Raw genomic sequence first — 16,639 nt, 5'->3', positions numbered from 1 at the left:
GACCATCAGCACCACCAGTTAGTCGGAGCACTACGTGACAACAGAGAACGACTCCTTCGTTCACCTCCACGTGCACAGCGAATACTCCATGTTGGATGGCGCTGCGCACATCAAGCCGCTCATGGAAGCCGTCGTCGCGGAGAAGATGCCGGCCATCGCCGTCACCGACCACGGCAACATGTTCGGTGCGTTCGACTTCTGGAACCAGGCCAAGGCCGCCGGCGTCAAGCCGATCATCGGCACCGAGGCCTACGTCACGCCCGGAACCGCCCGCGGTGACCGCACCCGCGTCAAGTGGGGCAGCGGAGCGCAGGGCGAGGACGACGTCTCCGGCTCCGGCGCGTACACCCACATGACGCTGCTCTCCGAGACGACGGAGGGCATGCACAACCTGTTCCGGATGTCGTCGAAGGCCTCGATCGAGGGCTACTACTTCAAGCCGCGTATGGACCGTGAGCTGCTCGCCCAGTACTCCAAGGGCGTCATCGCCACATCGGGCTGCGCCGGTGGTGAGGTGCAGACCCGCCTCAGACTCGGCCAGTACGACGAGGCCAAGAAGGCGGCATCCGACTACCGGGACATCTTCGGCAAGGAGAACTTCTTCGTCGAGGTGATGGACCACGGCATCGACGTCGAGCGCCGCACCATCAGCGAGCTGCTGCGGCTCGCCAAGGAGCTCGACCTGCCGCTCGTCGCCACCAACGACCTGCACTACACGCACGCCCACGACGCCACGGCCCACGCCGCGCTGCTCTGCGTGCAGTCCGGTTCGACGCTGGACGACCCGAACCGCTTCAAGTTCGACGCAGACGAGTTCTACCTGAAGAGCGCCGCCCAGATGCGGCACCTCTTCCGCGACAACATCGAGGCGTGCGACAACACGCTGCTGATCGCCGAGCGCTGCGACGTGACGTTCGACACCGAGACCAGCTACATGCCGCGGTTCCCGGTTCCGGAGGGCGAGACGGAGGACACCTGGTTCGCCAAGGAGGTCGACGCCGGGCTCGCCATCCGCTATCCGAACGGCATCCCGGACGACGTGCGCAAGCAGGCCGACTACGAGACCGGCGTCATCCTGCAGATGGGCTTCCCCGGCTACTTCCTCGTCGTCGCCGACTTCATCAACTGGTCCAAGCGCAACGGCATCCGCGTCGGACCTGGCCGTGGCTCCGGCGCCGGCTCGATGGCCGCGTATGCCATGGGCATCACCGACCTCGACCCGCTGGTGCACGGCCTGATCTTCGAGCGCTTCCTCAACCCGGAGCGCGTCTCCATGCCCGACTTCGACGTCGACTTCGATGATCGTCGCCGCGGCGAGGTCATCAAGTACGTGACGGAGAAGTACGGCTCGGAGCGCGTCGCCCAGATCGTCACCTACGGCACGATCAAGGCGAAGCAGGCGCTGAAAGACTCCTCACGCGTGCTCGGCTTCCCCTTCGGCATGGGCGACAAGCTCACCAAGGCGATGCCACCGCCCGTCATGGGCAAGGACATCCCGCTCACCGGCATCTTCGACAAGGCGCACCCGCGCTACAAGGAGGCCGCCGACATCCGCGCGGTCGTCGAGACCGACCACGAGGCCAAGACGGTCTTCGAGACCGCCCTGGGGCTCGAGAACCTCAAGCGCCAGTGGGGTGTGCACGCCGCAGGCGTCATCATGTCGAGCGATCCGCTGATCGACATCATCCCGATCATGAAGCGCGAGCAAGACGGCCAGATCGTCACCCAGTTCGACTACCCGGCCGCCGAGGCGCTCGGGTTGATCAAGATGGACTTCCTCGGCCTCCGCAACCTGACGATCGTCTCCGACGCGCTCGACAACATCGAGCTGAACCGCGGGCACCGACTCGTGTTGGAGGACCTCGACCTCGACGACGTCGGCGCGTACGAGCTGCTCGCCCGCGGCGACACCCTCGGCGTGTTCCAGCTCGACGGTGGGCCCATGCGCGGTCTGCTCCGCCTGATGAAGCCGGACAACTTCGAGGACATCTCGGCCGTGCTGGCGCTGTACCGACCGGGCCCGATGGGCGCGGACTCACACACCAACTACGCGCTGCGCAAGAACGGCCTGCAGCCGATCACACCGATCCACCCCGAGCTGGCCGAGGCCCTCGAGGAGGTGCTCGGAGGCACATACGGCCTCATCATCTATCAGGAGCAGGTGATGTCGATCGCGCAGAAGGTCGCCGGCTTCTCGCTCGGCCAGGCCGACATCCTGCGCCGCGCGATGGGCAAGAAGAAGAAATCGGAGCTCGACAAGCAGTACGAGGGTTTCCGGGCCGGCATGCACGCGAACGGCTTCACGGATGCCGCCGTCAAGGCGCTCTGGGACATCCTGCTGCCCTTCTCCGACTACGCATTCAACAAGGCGCACTCCGCCGCGTACGGCGTCGTGTCCTACTGGACCGCGTACCTGAAGGCGCACTACCCGGCCGAGTACATGGCCGCGCTGCTGACCAGCGTCGGCGACTCCAAAGACAAGATGGCGATCTACCTCAACGAGTGCCGCCGCATGGGCATCAAGGTGCTCCCACCGGACGTCAACGAGTCGATCGGCTTCTTCGCCGCCGTCGGCACCGACATCCGCTTCGGCCTCGGCGCCGTGCGCAACGTCGGGGCCAACGTGGTCGAGGGCATCCGCGCCGCGCGCGAGGAGAAGGGCCGCTTCGAAGGCTTCCACGACTACCTGCGCAAGGTGCCGATCCACGCCACCAACAAGCGCACCGTCGAGTCGCTGATCAAGGCCGGCGCCTTCGACTCGCTGGGTTCCACTCGACGCGCGCTCATCGAGATCCACGAGTCAGCCGTCGAATCTGCCGTCAAGATCAAGCGCGACGAGGAGAACGGCAACGTCGGCTTCGACTTCGACAGCCTGTTCGAGGAGGTCGGCGAGGCTCCGGCCACCGACGTCCCTGAGCGCCCGGAGTGGGCGAAGAAGGACAAGCTCGCCTTCGAACGGGAGATGCTCGGCCTCTACGTGTCTGACCACCCCCTGGCGGGGCTGGAGGTGCCGCTCGCAAAGCACGCCAGCATCTCGATCGCGGAGCTGATGGCATCCGAGAGCATCGAGGACGGCGAGACGGTGACCATCGCCGGCCTCGTCACCAGCGTGCAGCACCGCACGGCCAAGAACTCGGGCAACCAGTACGGCATGATCACCATCGAGGACTTCGGCGGCGAGATCACCGTGATGTTCATGGGCAAGGGCTATCAGGAGTTCGCGCCCCTTCTCGTCTCCGACTCCATCGCGGTGGTGCGCGGACGGGTGAGCATGCGCGACGACGGCATGAACCTGCACGCCTTCAGCCTGCTGACGCCCGACATGGGCCAGGACGAGGTCGAGGGCACGGTGAACATCTCGATGCCGGACAACCGCGCGACCCGGGACACCGTGATCGCGCTCGACGAGATCCTCTCGCGCCACGGCGGCGAGAACGAGGTGCGTCTGAAGCTCGTGCGCGGCGGGATGGCGCGTGTGTTCGAGCTCCCGCGGCACCGGGTGAAGGTGACCGCCGATCTCTACGGTGAACTGAAGAGCCTGCTCGGCCCGAACTGCCTCGTCTAGCGGCGCCCGCTCGGGCCCGCACAAAGTGCACGGGCCCGGTGAATTCACCGGGCCCGTGCACTTTTCCCGGGCCGGGCTAGACGATCTCGCCGGGGGTGCGGTACGCGCGCTCGTGGTACAGCAGCGGAGCGGCATCCTCGCCCAGCTCGCCCTCCTCGATCTGCACGACCACCACGGCGTTGTTGTGCACGGAGACGCGCTCCAGGATGCGCCCACTCATCCACGCCGTGACGTCGTTGATGATGGGGAGCCCGTGCGGGCCGACGTGCCAGTGATCACCGATGAAACGCTCGGACGCGTCGCGCGCCATGATCTGGGCCACGGCGCGGTTGCGGGCGCCGAGCATGTGGATGACCACGCGATCGGTCTCGGTGATCGCCCGCCAGGCGCTGGCAGAGCGCGCCATGTTGAAGGTCGCGAGCGGCGGGACCGCCGACAACGAGGCCAGGGACGTCGCCGTGAAGCCGACCGGCCGTCCTTCCGGATCGAGCGCCGTCACGATCGCCACGCCGGCTGCATGCCGGCGGAACGCCTGCTTGAAAGCGTGCAGGTCGTCTGGAACGGCGGGTGGCGGCACGGCGCCCGTCACGGCGTCGGGGGAGTTCTCGTTCGAAACGGAAGCGGCGGTGGTGTTCATACGCCTGTATCAAGCTCCAAACGTGGGCGCGTATTCCCGCACGGTGCCCGCGCCGAGCGCATGGAACCGTGCGGTCAATCTCGTGTAGATAGGCTGGACAGATCATGATCCAGACGATTGACCTGCGCGGTCTCCAGCCTAGCCCCGCCGAACTTCTCGCCGTCGTGCCTCGTGCAAGCACCGACGTGACCGTTGCGTTGGAGGTGGCGGCCGAGCTCATCGACGATGTGCGGGCGCGCGGGGAGCATGCGCTGCTCGATCAGGCCGAGCGCCTCGACCGGGTGCGGCCCGAGTCGATCCGGGTTCCGCAGGCGCACATCGACGAGGCCGTCGCCGGTCTCGCGCCTGCCGTGCACTCCGCGATCCTCGAGACGATCCGCCGCGTGCGGCTGGCCAGCGCCGCGCAGGTGCCGCCGGCCACGACGACCGTGCTGGCCCCCGGCGCCGAGATCATGCAGCGCTGGCAGCCTGTCGGCCGCGTCGGACTCTACGTTCCCGGCGGCAAGGCCGTCTACCCGTCGAGCGTCGTGATGAACGTCGTCCCCGCCCAGACGGCCGGCGTGCGCTCCATCGCGCTCGCCTCGCCGCCGCAGGCAGCGTTCGGCGGCCGCGTGCACCCGACGATCCTCGCCGTTGCCGGTCTGCTCGGCGTCACCGAGGTCTACGCCATGGGCGGGGCCGGCGCTGTCGGCGCCTTCGCCTACGGCGTCGCGGGCATCGGCCTCGACCCCGTGCAGATGGTCACCGGCCCAGGCAACGTCTACGTCGCGGCGGCCAAGCGCCTCATCCGCGGCCAGGCCGGCATCGACGCCGAGGCCGGTCCGACCGACATCCTCGTTATCGCGGATGCCGCGGCCGACGCCATGCTCATCGCCGCCGACCTCGTGAGCCAGGCCGAGCACGACGAGCTGGCCGCGACGGTGCTGGTCACCGCCGACGCCGAACTGGCGGCATCCGTCGAGCGCGAGCTCGTGCGCCTCGCCGCCTCCACGACCCACAGCGAGCGGGTCACCGCCGCCATCACGGGTCCGCAGTCGGCGATCGTCCTGGTCGACGACCTCGCCGCCGCGGCCGCCTTCAGCAACGCCTTCGGCCCTGAGCACCTCGAGATCCAGACGGAGAACCCGGATGGCGTGCTCGAGCTGATCGAGAATGCCGGGGCCATCTTCCTCGGCGAGAACTCCCCGGTCAGCCTCGGCGACTACTCGGCCGGCTCCAACCACGTCCTGCCGACAGGCGGCCAGGCCCGCTTCTCCTCCGGACTCAGCGCGTCGACCTTCCTGCGCCCGCAGCAGGTTGTGCGCTACAACCGCGAGGCGCTGTCCGAGGTGCACCAGAACGTGCTCGCGCTCAGCGACGCGGAGGCGCTGCCGGCACATGGCGACGCCATCACCGCCCGCTTCGCCTGAGCACGATCGGCTGGCCGATCCGCCGCCCGGTCAGGTGAGCTGCACGGTGAGGTCTGAGACCTCGATGGCGAGCAGCGCCAGACCGGAGACGATGGCGGCCGCCACCAGCAGGCCGGGGTGGGCGAGGCCGATCGTCACCGTGCGCAGTCGCGGTCTCCGCAGGAACAGCCGGGCGGGCACGGTCGTGCTCGCCGGGTGTTCCGCCCAGCCGCGCACCCGGATCAGGAACCAGGCGCAGCGCAACATGAAGACGATCCAGAGCACCGTAATGGCCGGCAGCACGATCCCGATCATGAGCTGAAAGCCCAGGCCGAGCACCTCCTCCTCCCGATCGGCGGCGAGCAGGTTGAGCGACGCAGAGATCGTCGAGCCGATGACGATCGACGCGGTCCACGCCAGGAAACCGGCGATGACGACCAGGTACCGGGAGAAGAAGTGCCCGAACACCGATCCGTGGTTCTCCAGTGAGCGCCGCGGGGTCGCCTCCAGCACGGTGATCATCGCGGCCAGCGATGGCAACACGGCAAGCGTGATCGCAATCAACCAGCCGGCCACCGGCCAGTCGAAGACCTCGGCGGCCACCAGCACGGCCGAGAACAGGGCGATCCACACCCAGCCGGCGATGAGCGGATGCCGCACGAGCCACGTCGGCAGGGCGGCATCCGCGGATCGCACCGGCTCAGACCCGCTTCTCGCGCTCATGCCATCACTGTAGTGGGGCCGCGGCGCGGTAGGCTTGCCACACGATGTATTGCCCGTTCTGCCGCCACCCCGACTCCCGGGTCATCGATTCGCGCACCAGCGATGACGGGCTCTCCATTCGACGCCGACGCCAGTGCCCGGAATGCGGCCGACGCTTCAGCACCACGGAGACGGCCAGCCTCGCCGTGATCAAGCGCAACGGTGTCGTGGAGCTGTTCAGCCGCGAGAAGGTCGTCGCCGGCGTGCGCAAGGCCTGCCAGGGCCGCCCGGTCACCGATTCGGATCTGGCCGTCCTCGCCCAGAAGGTCGAGGAGACGATCCGCTCAACCGGCGCGTCGCAGATCGAGGCCAACGACATCGGGCTCGCCATCCTGGCCCCGCTGCGTGAACTCGACGAGGTCGCATACCTGCGCTTCGCCAGCGTCTACCAGGCCTTCGAGTCGCTCGACGACTTCGAAGCCGCCATCGAGCAGCTCCGCACCGAGCACGGTCGTCAGCCGGCCAAGCCCGTCGAATAGGGCCGACATGCTGCCGGTCAGGGCCGAGTGGTGCCTGCCGGTATTCTTGGTCAGGCATGTATCCTCTACTCTTCTCCCTCGTCCTGTCCAAGCTTGATCCCGAGCGCGCGCACCACCTTGCGTTCGGCGTGATCAAGGCGCTGCCGACCGCCGGATTCGGCCGTCTCGTGCACCGCTACACGCGGCCGCGCACCGACCTCTCCGTGCAGGCGCTCGGCCTGCACTTCGACACGCCGTTCGGCGTTGCGGCCGGTTTCGACAAGGACGCCAAGGGCGTCATCGGCCTCGGCCAGCTCGGCTTCGGGCACATCGAGGTCGGAACGCTGACCGCGCACGCCCAGCCCGGCAACGAACAGCCGCGCCTGTTCCGCCTGATTCCGGACCGTGCCGTCATCAACCGCATGGGATTCAACAACGGCGGTGCGGATGCCGCACGCGAGCGTCTCCGCCGTGCCCGCGCGACGAGCGGTCGCCCGGTGATCGGCGTCAACATCGGCAAGAGTCGCGTCACCGCGGTCGAGGACGCGACGGCCGACTACCTGATCTCGGCGCGTGCCCTCGCCCCGCTTGCCGACTACCTCGTCGTCAACGTCAGCTCGCCGAACACGCCTGGCCTCCGCGGACTGCAGGAGCTCGAGCTGCTGCGCCCGCTGCTCAGTGCGGTCAAGGAGGCCTGCGGCACGACGCCGTTGCTCGTGAAGATCGCCCCGGACCTCCAGGACGAGGAGGTCGTGAAGATCGCGGAGCTCGTCGTCGAGATCGGCCTGGACGGCATCATCGCGACGAACACGACGATCTCCCGCGATGGCCTGAAGACGCCGGCATCCGTCGTCGAGGCCGCTGGGGCAGGCGGGCTCTCCGGCGCGCCGCTTGCCGCGCGCTCGCTCGCCGTGCTGCGCCTGATTCGCAGCCATGTTCCTGCCGAGCTCTGCGTGATCTCGGCCGGTGGCATCGAGACCGCCGCCGATGTCGCTGAGCGTCTGGATGCCGGCGCGACCCTCGTGCAGGGCTACACGGCGTTCCTGTACCGTGGACCGCTCTGGGCGCGACAGATCAACCGCGGCCTCGACGCACTGGCACGCGCCAGGCGCTAGAGCGCGTCGGGCGTCAGAGGACGCCGAGCTCGCTGAGCTGGTCGGCCAGGCCGGAGCCGTCGGGGGCGTATGCCCACGGCACCCCGCCGTAGCCGTCCTCGAGCTTGGACCGCCCTCCGGCGAGCACAGCCTCGCCGGGGGAGAGCTGCCGGATCGCGATCGCGGCGACGTTCTCCGGGTGCGCGCGCGCGAACTCCCGGTAGTGTTCCTCGTCGTGCTGGCCGTCGTCGCCGACGAGGAGCCAGCGGATGTTCGGGAACTCCGTCGCCAGACGGTTGAGGTTGTCGCGCTTGTGATCGCGCCCGCTGCGGAACAGCCGGTCGGTCGTCGGGCCCCAGTCCGTCAACAGCAGGACGCCGCTCGGGTAGAGGTTGCGCGAGAGGAAGCGGCTGAGCGTCGGTGCCACATTCCAGGCGCCGGTGGAGAGGTAGACGACGGGGGCTCCCTCGTGGGAGCTGGCCAGGCGCTCAAGCAGCACCGCCATGCCCGGGGTGGGGATGCGCGCGTGCTCGTCGAGCACGAAGGTGTTCCAGGCCGCCAGCAGCGGGCGAGGCAGCATGGTCACCATGACCGTGTCATCGACGTCCGAGAGCACACCGAATGTCACGGCGGGGTCGATCACGTTCAGCGAGGCCTCGACCGTCTTGGACGCGCTCGTGCGCAGGGTGGCGGTGTGCCAGCCGGGGGCGAGGTCGATCTGCACGACGGTGTCGACGACGCCGCCGCGGTCGGCGACCACGTCGAATGTGCGCCCGTCGAGTTCGATCGTCACGCGCGCGGAGCCGACGGGGACGCTCGTGAAGCTGCGCCAGCCGCGGAGGCCCTGTGCGCGGCGACTCTCGCGTCGACGGGCGCGGGCCGAGGTCGGCTTGGGGTCCGCCGGGCGGGAGAGCAGCACGCGACAGAGGATGCGCACCCAGCCGTCGCCGCCGTATCCGGAGTAGGGGATCACCGTCTCCTGGTGCCCGCGTCGGCGGGCGGAGCGGTCGCGCTTGGCGTGGATCCAGTCCTCGATGCGCGCTGCACGATGGGAGGTCAATGCCGAGCTCTTGGGCGCTTCATGCGCTTCACTGGAGTCGACCACGAGACCAGTCTTTCACGCCCGGAGAGCCCTTCGAGCCGGATCGGGGTACAAGTCGTGCTCCGCGCGCGGATAAAGTAGATCCTTGTGACCTTCGAGGAGGAAATGTGCCGTTAGCCAAATTGGCCGGAAATGGGGATCCAGGCATGGGGCGGGTAGTCCGTACTGCGCCGATACAGCAGCGCAGCGCCGAGAGGCTGGACGCCCTGCTTGACTCGGCTGCGCAAGTTGTCGACGAGGTGGGGTTCGACCGGATCACGACCGCGATGATCGCCGAGCACGCCGGTGCATCGATCGGAACCGTCTACCGTTACTTTCCAGACCGCGTCGCCGTGCTCGAGGCGCTGCGCAGTCGCGCAATGATGCGCTTTCGCGCTCGCGTGGCCGAGGAAATCAAAGAATCTGACCCCCAGAACTGGTGGCAGGCGCTCGACGGTGCGATCTCGGTGTTCGTCGACCTCTACCGGACCGAGCCGGGCTTCCACATCATCCACTTCGCCGAACGGCAGACCTTCGACGGCAACAGCGACGAGGCCGGCGAGGACTCCTTCTCCGCGCGCCTCGCCTCCGTGCTGAGCGACGAGTTCGGTCTGGACGGCGGCGACGACCTCTTGTTCCGACTCGAGGTCGCCGTGGAGATCGCGGACGGCCTGCTCTCACGCGCATTCCGTCAAGACCCGGAGGGCGATTCGCGATTCATCGCGGAATGTCGCGCCGTGGTGCACGGTTACCTCGTGTCGTACTATGGCGGTCCCGGCCCGCTCTAAAGCCGGACGAGGGCCGCTGGATGGGCCCGCGGGAGAGAGGTCGTCGCTGTGATCGAGTTCCGCTCCGTCGGGAAGACCTTCGACGACGGCACGGTCGCGGTCCGTGACTTCAGCCTGGTCATCCCGTCACACAAGACGACCGTCCTGCTCGGATCCTCCGGCTCGGGCAAGACGACGCTGCTGCGCATGATCAATCGCATGGTCGATCCGAGCGGCGGTGCCGTCCTCATCGATGACGTGGATGTCGCGAGCCAGAACCCCGTGACTCTTCGCCGCAGCATCGGCTACGTCATGCAGAACTCCGGGCTGCTCCCGCACCGCACCGTGGTCGACAACGTCGCGACGGTCCCGATGCTCCGCGGTGTGCGCAAGAGCGAGGCCAGGGCTCAGGCGCTTGAACTGCTCGACACCGTCGGACTGGACAGGGCCATGGCCGGGCGCTACCCGAGCCAGCTCTCCGGTGGGCAGCAGCAGCGCGTCGGCGTCGCGCGCGGCCTCGCGGTCGATCCCAACATCCTGCTCATGGACGAGCCGTTCGGCGCCGTCGACCCGGTCGTGCGGGCCGAACTGCAGCAGGAACTGCTGCGCCTGCAAGGTGAGCTGGGCAAGACGGTGGTGTTCGTCACCCACGACGTCGACGAGGCATTCCTGCTCGGTGACCAGATCGTGCTGCTTCGCACCGGGGGAGAGGTCGCCCAGATCGGAACGCCGGCCGAGATCCTCGCCCGGCCGGCCGACGACTTCGTCGCCAGCTTCATCGGTGCGGACCGCGGTAGGCGCGTGCTGCGGATTCGCGAGGTCGACGGTGCACGGGTCGTCGTCGACGCACAGGGACGCGCTGCTGGGGTCCTGGAACCGTGAGCTGGTTCCTGGCCAACATCGGCCTCGTCTGGCACCTCACGCTCGTTCACATCGGCATCAGCATCATTCCGATCATCGCCGGGCTGCTCCTCTCGCTGCCCCTGGGACTGCTCGCCCACCGCGTGCGCCCCAGCCGCGGCGTACTGCTGGCAATCGGCACCATCCTCTTCACGATCCCGTCCCTTCCACTGTTCACCGCGCTCCCCGCCGTGCTCGGCACCGGCATCACGAGCCCTGTCAACGTCATCGTCGGCCTCAGCATCTACGCACTCGCGCTCATGCTCCGTGCCAGCGCCGACGCTTTCGACGCGATCGATCCGGATGTCCGGCTCTCCGGCCGCGGCATGGGCTTCTCGCGAACACAGCTGTTCTGGCAGCTGGAGCTGCCGCTCGCGGGACCCGTGCTGCTCGCCGGCCTCCGCGTCGTGTCTGCGACGACGGTGAGCCTGGTCTCCGTCGGCTCAGCAGTCGGTGTCACGAGCCTCGGCTACCTGTTCGTCAACGGCTTCCAGCGCGGCATCCCCGCCGAGGTTGTGACGGGGATCGTGGCGACCCTGCTCATCGCCGCCGTCTTCGACCTCGCGCTGGTTGGCGCCGGGCGAGTCCTGATGCCGTGGCGGGGGGCCGCGCGATGAACCTCTTCCTCGACGCGATCGCGTGGATATTCAACCCGGAGCTGCAGAGCGCGCCGGGCGAGCTGCCGCAGCGCATCGCCGAACACCTGGCGTACACCTTCGGTGCGACGGCGATCGCCGCGGTCATCGCCATTCCCCTCGGCTACTACGTCGGCCATACGGGGCGCGGGCGCGACATCGCCGTGGCGTTCACCGGCGGCATGCGCGCGCTGCCGAGCTTCGGCGTCATGCTCCTGCTGGCTCTCGGGATCGGCATCGGCTTCCGTTCGCCGCTGCTCACCTTTGTGCTGCTCGCGATCCCGCCGGTGCTCGGCGGTGCGTACGCCGGGCTGCAGGCGATCGATCGCACGGTGGTCGATGCCGCCCGCGCCGTGGGGATGACGCCACTCCAGTTACTGCTGAAGGTCGAGATCCCTCTCGGGCTCCCGCTCCTGATCGGCGGACTCCGCGCCGCCGTGCTCCAGGTGGTCGCCACGGCGACACTCGCCGCGTACGTGTCCGGCGGTGCGCTCGGCGGATACATCTTCCTGGGTATCGCGACCCGCAACTACGTCGAGATGTTGGGCGCCTCGATAGTCATCACCGTGCTGGCCCTGCTGCTGGAAACCGTCTTCGCGGTGACACAAAAGCTCGTCACACCGCGCGGAGTGTCGGCGCAGAGTGGCAGAATCGTGAAAGCAGGCGCCCCTCGAACGAGGGCGACCGCCTCTACGTGAGAGAGAAGGAAGCACGCATGAACGCCAGCACCACGTCTCACCGCCGCGCAACCCGCCGCACGCGCATCACCATGATCGGCGCCGCGGCGGCGGTCGCCATGCTCACTCTCGCCGGCTGCGCCTCCGGCGATCCGTTGGACTCCGGGAGCGCAACGGATGGGGGAGCCTCGGCATCCGACACGATCGTCGTCGGTTCGCAGCAGTACTACTCCAACGAGATCATCGCCGAGATCTACGCCCAGGCACTCGAGGCGAACGGCTTCACCGTCGAGCGCACCTTCAACATCGGCCAGCGTGACGCGTACATCCCCTCGCTCGAGAACGGCGAGGTCGACCTCTTCCCCGAGTACACGGGAAACCTGCTGCAGTACTACGAGCCCGATACGACGGCGCGCACCACCGACGATGTGTACGCGGCGCTGACGGACGCGCTGCCTGATGGGCTGCGCGTGCTCGACCAGGCCGAGGCCACGGATCAAGACGCCTACTTTGTGACGAAGGAGTTCGCCGACGCGAACAACCTCACGTCGATCGGTGATCTCGCGGCCGTCACGACACCGCTCACGCTTGGCGGCAACCCGGAGCTCGCCACCCGCCCGTACGGACCGGATGGTCTGAAGTCGGTGTATGGCGTCACCGTCGGCTTCACCCCGATTGCTGACAGCGGTGGGCCGCTCACCCAGCAGGCGCTGCGCGCCAACGAGGTGCAGCTCGTGGACATCTACACGTCTGACCCGACGAGTCTCGCGGACGATCTGGTGATGCTGCAGGACCCGAAAGGGCTCCTCCTGGCCTCGCACGTCGTGCCGCTGGCCGGCGACGGCGTCTCAGAGGAGGCTGCCGCCGTGATCAACAAGGTGCAGGGTGCGCTCAGCGTCGCCGAGCTCGTTGCACTGAACGGCCAGAGCGTCAACGACGAGCTGGCCGCCCCGGAGATCGCCACGCAGTGGCTCGACGAGAAGGCGCTCTTCTAGGCGGTGTCGCCCGCGGCGGGCTCGCCGACCTCAGCGCAGCGGGCGGTCGTCCTCGGACGGCCTCCCGCTGTCGGCTGGAAGCGCGTCCGCTGCAGCCGGATCCGGCACCGAAGCCTCCATGTGCCGAGCCTCGAAACGGTGCAGCAGCTTCTTGCCGAGAAGCACCAGCAGCAGGAACGCCACGATGATCCCGACGAAGACGTATCCGGCGAAATGCAGGCGCTCAGAGAGCTCGCGGTAGCTGCCTGCCGCAACGGAGCCGACGGTGACGTAGGCGAACGCCCAGATGATGCAGGCCGGGACCGTCCAGCGCATGAACGTGCGGTAACGCATCGAGCTCATGCCGACGGTGAGCGGGATCAGGGAGTGCAGCACGGGGAGGAAACGCGAGACGAACACCGCGATGCCGCCGCGTCTGGCCAGGTAATGTTCCGCGCGCTGCCAGTTGGTTTCGCCGATCTTGCGCCCGAGCCAGCTGCGACGAATGTGCGGGCCGAACCATCGGCCGAGCGCGAAGCCGATGCTCTCCCCGGTCAGCGCACCGGCCACAACGGCGGCGACCATGGCCCAGTACTCCAGCGGCGTCGAGATCGCCGTGCTGGCGACAATCACGATGGTGTCTCCCGGCACGACCAGGCCGACGAGGATCGACGTCTCGAGCATGATGCCGATGCCGGCCAGCACCGTGCGCAGCAGCGGGTCGACACTTGCCACGGTGTTCAGCAGCCAGTCGAGAATGTCGTTCACCTGCCCGAGCATAAACGGTCTGGATGCGCGCCCGCTGCGCCTCAAACAGGAGCGGGCGTGCCGGCGAGGGCGGGGGCGACCCCGAGGGCGACGCCGAGCAGCACCGACGCCGGAATGCTGACGATCAGAGCGGCCGCGCTCAGCGCGAGCAGACGCGCGAGCGGGGGGAGCGGTGCGTCCGGCCGCAGCAGGCGGGACACGCGCACGCCGAGCGGGGTGCGGGCGGCATCTGGGGTGTGCTCGGCGCGGGGCACAGGCCGCTCGCCGAGTTCGCCGCTCGCGCTGGGCTGTGACGTGCCGACCAGCGCGATCGCCCTCGCGAGCGTGTGCGGGTCACGCTCCTTCTTCGCATCGTCGTCTGCGAGCATCTCGACCAGCAGGCCGACGGCGTTCTCCGCGCGGTTCGCGATCGGGAACCACGGCAGGGCGGCGTGCCAGGCGCGAAAGGCCAACAGCACGAGGTGGTGGAACTGCCGCAGGTGCGTGCGCTCGTGCGCGAGCACCGCGTCGAGCTCAGCCGGCTCGAGCAGCTCGATCAGCCCGCCGGAGAGCACGGTGACGGTGTGCACCCCCGGCACGCAGTAGGCGATCGGCGTCGGGTGGTCAAGCACGCGGGTGCGGGGTTGTTCGGGCAGCGGCGAGCTGAGCAGCTCGACGGTCGCGCGGTGGCGTCGGCGGCTGCGCTCCGTGCGCACGGCCGTGCTGATGAGGTTGAGCAGCAGGTGGACGCCGAGCAGCACGGCCCCGCCGATCGCGACGATGTTGACGATGGCGAACTCGGCCGGTATCGGACCGTTGACGAGGCTGGCGATGAGGGCGTGGATGCCGCCGGCCTCGCCGTCGAGCGGGGCGAGCCCGAAGCTCAGCAGGGCCCCGATCATCGCCAGTCCGCCGCCGAGCGCGATCGCCTGCCAGAGCGCCAGCGCGGTGCCAGGCGCACGCGACGGCCAGCGGGCGGCGGCGAGCCAAAGCGGAATGGGCCAGGCCAGCGCGATGGCGAGCAGCGCTAGGACGGCTGCGGAGATGTACACGGGGGTGGGGGCTCTGTGCTACCCGGTGGGCCGCGAGTCGAGCAGGGCGCGCAGCGTCTCGGCCTCGCTGGCGCTGACCTGTCCGACGAAGCGGGCGAGCGCGGCATCGCGGTCCGGCGCGAGCTCGAGCACCTGGTGCATCAGGGTCGCCGTGTGCTCCTCACGGCTGTTCACCGCGAAGTAACGGTGCGGGCGCGAGCTGCGGCTCCGCGACACGAAACCTTTTGCTTCCAAGCGGGAGAGCACCGTCAGTAGGGTGGTCGTTGCATGCTCTTTGCGCGGCGATTCCGCCTCAGCATTCAGGAGGCGTTCGCCGAGTTCGGGAGCGGACAGTCCATCATGGGCGTCCCACAGGGCGTTCATGATCGATCTTTCCAAGACCCCGAGAGTGTTCATGATTCAAGATTACCGCTCGTAACTGAAAATGTTCTACGCTCTGTAGAAGTTGCGAGTTCTACGCAGTGTAGAAGTCCGTTGAGGGGAGCCCCCGTGAACGAGATCCTGGACCCGCTTGCGCTTGCGCGCTGGCAATTCGGCCTGACCACGATCTATCACTTCCTGTTCGTTCCGATCACGATCGGTATGGTCACCACGACCGCGATCTTCCAGACCGCCTGGTACAGAACGGGGCAGGTCCGGTATCTCCAGCTGACCAAGTTCTTCGGCCAGCTCTTCCTCATCAACTTCGCCATGGGCGTCGTCACTGGCATCGTGCAGGAGTTCCAGTTCGGCATGAACTGGTCGGACTACTCCCGCTTCGTCGGGGACGTCTTCGGTGCCCCGCTGGCCTTCGAGGGCCTTCTCGCCTTCTTCTTCGAGGCGACGTTCATCGGCCTCTGGATCTTCGGCTGGGACAAGCTGCCCCGCTTCCTCCATCTGCTCACCATTTGGGCGACCGCGTTCGGCTCCATCCTCTCGGCGTACTTCATCATCGCGGCCAACGCCTTCATGCAGAACCCGGTCGGCTACGAGATGAACGTCGACAAGGGGCGAGCCGAGCTCGTCGACATCGGGGCGCTGCTCACGAACCCGGTGGCGCTTGCCGCCTTCCCGCACACGATCTTCGCCAGCTTCATGGTGTCGGCCGGCCTCATCATCACCGTCGCCGCCTGGCACCTGGCGCGCAACCAGCACCTGGAGACGATGCGTCCAGCGCTCAAGCTCGGGCTCTGGATGATGATCATCGCCGGTGTGCTGACCACGGTCTTCGGTGACCAGCTCAGCCTGGCGATGGTCGCGACGCAGCCGATGAAGATGGCCGCGGCCGAGGCCACATATCAAACGGTGTGCGGCGCCCAAGCGTCCTTCTCGCTGTTCACCCTCGGAACACCGGACGGCACGAGCGAGCTGTTCTCCATCCGCGTGCCCTACCTGCTCTCGCTGCTGTCGACGCACACCTTCGACGGCTGCGTCGAGGGCATCAACGACCTGCAGGCGCAGTACATCGAGGCGTTCGGCCCCGGCGACTACACGCCCATCATCTGGATCACCTACTGGTCGTTCCGTTGGATGATCGGCCTCGGCCTGCTGCACGTCTTCGTCGCCGTCGTCGGCCTTTGGCTGACCCGCGGTGGCCGTCACCCCAAGAGCAAGTGGGTCTGGAAGGCCGCGATCTGGGCGTTCCCGCTGTCGCTGGCCGCCATGATCGTCGGCTGGGTGTTCACCGAAATGGGCAGGCAACCCTGGCTGGTGTTCAGCCTGCTGAAGACCGAGGACGGCGTCTCGCCGGGAGTCTCGGGCCTCGAGGTGCTCATCTCGCTCATCGCCTTCACGCTGATCTACGGCATCCTCGCGGTCGTCGAGTTCAAGCTCATCAAGAAGGCAGCCCAGAAGGGCCCGGCCGACGCGCCGGAGCCGCACCCGGAAACCGGGCGCATCGAACCATCAACCACCGTCTACTAG

General features: G+C 67.9%; 16 protein-coding genes. 10 read left to right on the top strand and 6 right to left on the bottom strand.

Going from position 1 to position 16,639, the window contains the following annotated elements; all coding sequences use genetic code 11:
- Window positions 1-88: 88 nt before the first annotated feature.
- Window positions 89-3,565 (top strand): DNA polymerase III subunit alpha, encoded by a 3,477-nt coding sequence (dnaE, locus tag EV379_RS08900; protein ID WP_130507374.1) that lies wholly within the window; start codon window positions 89-91, stop codon window positions 3,563-3,565.
- 76 nt (window positions 3,566-3,641) lie between these two features.
- On the opposite strand, the gene EV379_RS08895 is transcribed toward dnaE, so the two are convergent.
- Window positions 3,642-4,202 (bottom strand): flavin reductase family protein, encoded by a 561-nt coding sequence (locus EV379_RS08895; protein ID WP_130505822.1) that lies wholly within the window; start codon window positions 4,200-4,202, stop codon window positions 3,642-3,644.
- Window positions 4,203-4,306: 104 nt separating this feature from the next.
- On the opposite strand from EV379_RS08895, the gene hisD reads away from it, so the two are divergent.
- On the top strand, window positions 4,307-5,611 hold the full coding sequence (gene hisD / locus EV379_RS08890) for a histidinol dehydrogenase (protein WP_130505821.1): 1,305 nt from the start codon (window positions 4,307-4,309) through the stop codon (window positions 5,609-5,611).
- A gap of 30 nt (window positions 5,612-5,641) precedes the next feature.
- Here the strand turns inward: hisD and EV379_RS08885 are convergent, their stop codons facing one another.
- Window positions 5,642-6,313 (bottom strand): hypothetical protein, encoded by a 672-nt coding sequence (locus EV379_RS08885; RefSeq protein WP_130505820.1) that lies wholly within the window; start codon window positions 6,311-6,313, stop codon window positions 5,642-5,644.
- A gap of 44 nt (window positions 6,314-6,357) precedes the next feature.
- Here EV379_RS08885 and nrdR point away from each other — a divergent pair, with 44 nt between their 5' ends.
- Window positions 6,358-6,831, top strand: coding sequence for a transcriptional regulator NrdR (gene nrdR, locus EV379_RS08880; protein ID WP_120256154.1), 474 nt, complete (start codon window positions 6,358-6,360; stop codon window positions 6,829-6,831).
- A gap of 56 nt (window positions 6,832-6,887) precedes the next feature.
- Complete coding sequence (locus tag EV379_RS08875; RefSeq protein WP_130505819.1) at window positions 6,888-7,925, top strand: quinone-dependent dihydroorotate dehydrogenase; 1,038 nt, start codon at window positions 6,888-6,890, stop codon at window positions 7,923-7,925.
- Window positions 7,926-7,938: 13 nt separating this feature from the next.
- Here the strand turns inward: EV379_RS08875 and EV379_RS08870 are convergent, their stop codons facing one another.
- Window positions 7,939-9,009 carry an App1 family protein gene (locus EV379_RS08870; RefSeq protein ID WP_130505818.1) on the bottom strand — a complete coding sequence of 357 codons (1,071 nt, stop codon included), beginning with the start codon at window positions 9,007-9,009 and terminating at the stop codon, window positions 7,939-7,941.
- 143 nt (window positions 9,010-9,152) lie between these two features.
- On the opposite strand from EV379_RS08870, the gene EV379_RS08865 reads away from it, so the two are divergent.
- The 5 genes from EV379_RS08865 to EV379_RS08845 are packed head-to-tail and all read left to right on the top strand — an operon-like array spanning window position 9,153 to window position 12,959.
- Entirely contained in the window at window positions 9,153-9,773 is a 621-nt protein-coding gene (locus EV379_RS08865; protein ID WP_130505817.1) for a TetR/AcrR family transcriptional regulator, read from the top strand.
- A 48-nt stretch (window positions 9,774-9,821) separates the two neighbouring features.
- Complete coding sequence (locus EV379_RS08860) at window positions 9,822-10,634, top strand: ABC transporter ATP-binding protein (protein ID WP_130505816.1); 813 nt, start codon at window positions 9,822-9,824, stop codon at window positions 10,632-10,634.
- Entirely contained in the window at window positions 10,631-11,269 is a 639-nt protein-coding gene (locus tag EV379_RS08855; protein ID WP_130505815.1) for an ABC transporter permease, read from the top strand. Before EV379_RS08860 ends, EV379_RS08855 begins: the two co-directional genes overlap by 4 nt.
- Window positions 11,266-11,985, top strand: a complete 720-nt coding sequence (locus tag EV379_RS08850; RefSeq protein ID WP_130505814.1) for an ABC transporter permease — start codon at window positions 11,266-11,268, stop codon at window positions 11,983-11,985. Before EV379_RS08855 ends, EV379_RS08850 begins: the two co-directional genes overlap by 4 nt.
- 17 nt (window positions 11,986-12,002) lie before the next feature.
- Window positions 12,003-12,959 carry an ABC transporter substrate-binding protein gene (locus EV379_RS08845; protein WP_207226222.1) on the top strand — a complete coding sequence of 319 codons (957 nt, stop codon included), beginning with the start codon at window positions 12,003-12,005 and terminating at the stop codon, window positions 12,957-12,959.
- Between the two features lie 30 nt (window positions 12,960-12,989).
- Here the strand turns inward: EV379_RS08845 and EV379_RS08840 are convergent, their stop codons facing one another.
- The 3 genes from EV379_RS08840 to EV379_RS08830 are packed head-to-tail and all read right to left on the bottom strand — an operon-like array spanning window position 12,990 to window position 15,133.
- Entirely contained in the window at window positions 12,990-13,706 is a 717-nt protein-coding gene (locus EV379_RS08840) for a DedA family protein (RefSeq protein ID WP_130505813.1), read from the bottom strand.
- A 41-nt stretch (window positions 13,707-13,747) separates the two neighbouring features.
- Window positions 13,748-14,737: a M56 family metallopeptidase gene (locus tag EV379_RS08835; protein ID WP_130505812.1), complete on the bottom strand. Its 990-nt coding sequence runs from the start codon at window positions 14,735-14,737 to the stop codon at window positions 13,748-13,750.
- Window positions 14,738-14,755: 18 nt separating this feature from the next.
- The gene (locus tag EV379_RS08830) at window positions 14,756-15,133 is read right to left on the bottom strand and encodes a BlaI/MecI/CopY family transcriptional regulator (RefSeq protein ID WP_130505811.1); all 378 of its coding nucleotides are present in this window, start codon (window positions 15,131-15,133) and stop codon (window positions 14,756-14,758) included.
- Between the two features lie 93 nt (window positions 15,134-15,226).
- Here EV379_RS08830 and EV379_RS08825 point away from each other — a divergent pair, with 93 nt between their 5' ends.
- Complete coding sequence (locus EV379_RS08825) at window positions 15,227-16,639, top strand: cytochrome ubiquinol oxidase subunit I (RefSeq protein WP_130505810.1); 1,413 nt, start codon at window positions 15,227-15,229, stop codon at window positions 16,637-16,639.

This window comes from Microterricola gilva (assembly GCF_004217495.1).
In the GTDB taxonomy this organism is placed as follows: Bacteria; Actinomycetota; Actinomycetes; order Actinomycetales; family Microbacteriaceae; genus Microterricola; species Microterricola gilva.
The sequence above is the reverse complement of the archived record's forward strand: the minus strand, read 5'-3'. Positions and strand labels throughout refer to the sequence as shown.

Coding starts and splice junctions, on each gene's coding strand:
- EV379_RS08830 (WP_130505811.1), bottom strand. CDS start 15,133: ATGAACACTCTCGGGGTCTTGGAAAGATCGATCATGAACGCCCTGTGG.
- EV379_RS08865 (WP_130505817.1), top strand. CDS start 9,153: ATGGGGCGGGTAGTCCGTACTGCGCCGATACAGCAGCGCAGCGCCGAG.
- EV379_RS08885 (WP_130505820.1), bottom strand. CDS start 6,313: ATGAGCGCGAGAAGCGGGTCTGAGCCGGTGCGATCCGCGGATGCCGCC.
- EV379_RS08850 (WP_130505814.1), top strand. CDS start 11,266: ATGAACCTCTTCCTCGACGCGATCGCGTGGATATTCAACCCGGAGCTG.
- dnaE (WP_130507374.1), top strand. CDS start 89: ATGTTGGATGGCGCTGCGCACATCAAGCCGCTCATGGAAGCCGTCGTC.
- EV379_RS08875 (WP_130505819.1), top strand. CDS start 6,888: ATGTATCCTCTACTCTTCTCCCTCGTCCTGTCCAAGCTTGATCCCGAG.
- EV379_RS08895 (WP_130505822.1), bottom strand. CDS start 4,202: ATGAACACCACCGCCGCTTCCGTTTCGAACGAGAACTCCCCCGACGCC.
- hisD (WP_130505821.1), top strand. CDS start 4,307: ATGATCCAGACGATTGACCTGCGCGGTCTCCAGCCTAGCCCCGCCGAA.
- nrdR (WP_120256154.1), top strand. CDS start 6,358: ATGTATTGCCCGTTCTGCCGCCACCCCGACTCCCGGGTCATCGATTCG.
- EV379_RS08845 (WP_207226222.1), top strand. CDS start 12,003: ATGAACGCCAGCACCACGTCTCACCGCCGCGCAACCCGCCGCACGCGC.